The organism is Lacrimispora amygdalina, from assembly GCF_003432035.1.
In the GTDB taxonomy this organism is placed as follows: Bacteria; Bacillota; Clostridia; order Lachnospirales; family Lachnospiraceae; genus Lacrimispora; species Lacrimispora amygdalina.
Genome location: NZ_QOHO01000081.1, coordinates 1 through 1,964, shown reverse-complemented (window position 1 = coordinate 1,964; position 1,964 = coordinate 1). Strand labels below are relative to the sequence as shown.

The window sequence follows — 1,964 nt, the reverse complement described above, 5'->3', positions numbered from 1 at the left end:
TGACTGATATGCATTGGCTAATCATCACATAGAAACCCTTTCCGATATAGTAACCCAGCTGGATGTTGATATTAAAAAAAACAGAATATTGCAGTGTGCAAGTTAAACTCCTAGATGAAATACCTGGAATTGGATTACAAAGTGCCCAGCGTATTATAGCAGAAGCAGGCATTGCAATGGAGCAATTTCGTAGTGCAGATCATTTTAGCTCCTGGGCAGGTTTAGTGCCAGAATGTAAAGAAATTGCTGGTAAAAAAATGAGTACGAAAATAAGAAAAGGAAACAAATATCTGAAAGCTACCATTGTTGAATGTGCCAGGGCTGCGATAAGGAATAAAGAGAGCTATTTATATGCCAGATACCAAAGAATTGATGCCAGAAGAGGCGTAAAAAAGGCATTAATTGCAGTTGCGCATAGCATGCTTTTGGCTATTTATCATATATTAAAAGACCTTCAACCGTATCAAGATTTAGGAAGTAATTATTATACCAGCTTGAATAAAGAAAAAATTCGAAATATAAAGTCATTAGAAAATCTTGGATTTCAAGTCATACTACAATAGATTTAGTTTAGTATTAGCGTAGAGAAAAGCCCGCCGAAAAATCGACAGGCTTATTTGTGATGTTATTTTAAGGTATCATCGAGATACGTTTTCAGGACAGCCTTTTAACTGAGAAGATGAATATTGGCAGTATCCTTCGAACAGACCTCAAGCACAATATTACATTCTGAAACATGCTGGTAATTGATATCCAGGGTATAGTCCACCTGGACCTTTAAGCGGTCCTCTTCTTCAGCAATCCTGATATCATTGGTTCTGATCCCGATCATCAGCTCTCCAAATGGCGTTGCGTAACAGGAAATATTTTTCTTTTCCTTTTCAAAGGTCATATGAACACTGGTGCTTCCTCTTTTAATGATATCCATTCCTGACTGGTGGATTTTAATGGTGTTTCTGGTCACACCTTCCATCCCTTCCTGAACCTCATCATAAAGAATATAATGGCTGCCGTTTTTTAGAAAATAATCACCTCTTGTGATCATTTCCACAGCCTGATTATCCTCTTCTACGATCTGTGCACCGCTGATACTGATCAGAACATCTCTTGTCATAATGTATAACTCCTCTAAAACTCTTCTATGTTTATTTGTCTTGTCTCTTTTACCTGGTAAGGAAGAATGGAAGCAGCAAAGCTTGTGAATTTTTCCGCCAGATCACTGACATAGAAATGATATTTATCAATGGTGCTGCCGTCATGATCACAGATAAGGTCCTTTTCTTCCAGAACCTGCTTTAATTCCAGAGCGGTCTCATAAGCTGGATTGACTAACGTAACTTCCGGTCCCATCAGCCTGCCCACGGTAGAACGAAGAAGGGGATAATGGGTACAGCCTAATATAAGTGTGTCAATGTATTTACCTTTTAATTCGCTTAAATATCTGGATGCGATTTCATCTGTAACGGAATCGTGAAGCAGGCCTTCCTCCACCAGAGGGACCAGAAGCGGACACGGCTTTCCTGTGACTTCAATGTCTTCCCGCATTTCTTTTATCACCCTGGTATATACACCGCTTCTTATTGTTCCTTCAGTTCCAATGATGCCGATCTTTCCGTTCTTAGTTGATTCAATCGCAGTTCTCGCTCCTGCGTGAATCACTCCGATAATGGGAATATCCAGATCATGTTCCACTGTTTCCAGTGCACAGGCAGTTGCCGTATTACAGGCAATTACAATTGCCTTTACATCCTGGGTCATCAGAAAGCGAATAATCTGTCTTGTAAAGCGAATAACAGTGCTGCAGGATTTGTTCCCATAGGGAACTCTCGCCGTATCACCGAAATATACAATCCTTTCATCCGGCATCTGTCTCATGATCTCTCTTGCTACCGTAAGTCCGCCTACACCGGAATCAAACACTCCAATGGGAGAATTTCTGTCTGCCATAATAATCTCCATTCCGC

The 1,964-nt window shown here is 40.3% G+C and carries 3 protein-coding genes; 1 reads left to right on the top strand and 2 read right to left on the bottom strand.

Annotation, left to right across the window (positions count from 1 at the left end; all coding sequences use genetic code 11):
• Positions 1-62: 62 nt before the first annotated feature.
• Positions 63-563: a transposase gene (locus DS742_RS23170; RefSeq protein WP_117419331.1), complete on the top strand. Its 501-nt coding sequence runs from the start codon at positions 63-65 to the stop codon at positions 561-563.
• A 104-nt stretch (positions 564-667) separates the two neighbouring features.
• On the opposite strand, the gene DS742_RS23165 is transcribed toward DS742_RS23170, so the two are convergent.
• Together DS742_RS23165 and murI are read right to left on the bottom strand one after the other, a co-directional pair.
• Complete coding sequence (locus tag DS742_RS23165; protein ID WP_117419330.1) at positions 668-1,114, bottom strand: YwiB family protein; 447 nt, start codon at positions 1,112-1,114, stop codon at positions 668-670.
• Between the two features lie 14 nt (positions 1,115-1,128).
• On the bottom strand, positions 1,129-1,947 hold the full coding sequence (gene murI / locus DS742_RS23160; protein ID WP_117419332.1) for a glutamate racemase: 819 nt from the start codon (positions 1,945-1,947) through the stop codon (positions 1,129-1,131).
• Positions 1,948-1,964: the final 17 nt, after the last annotated feature.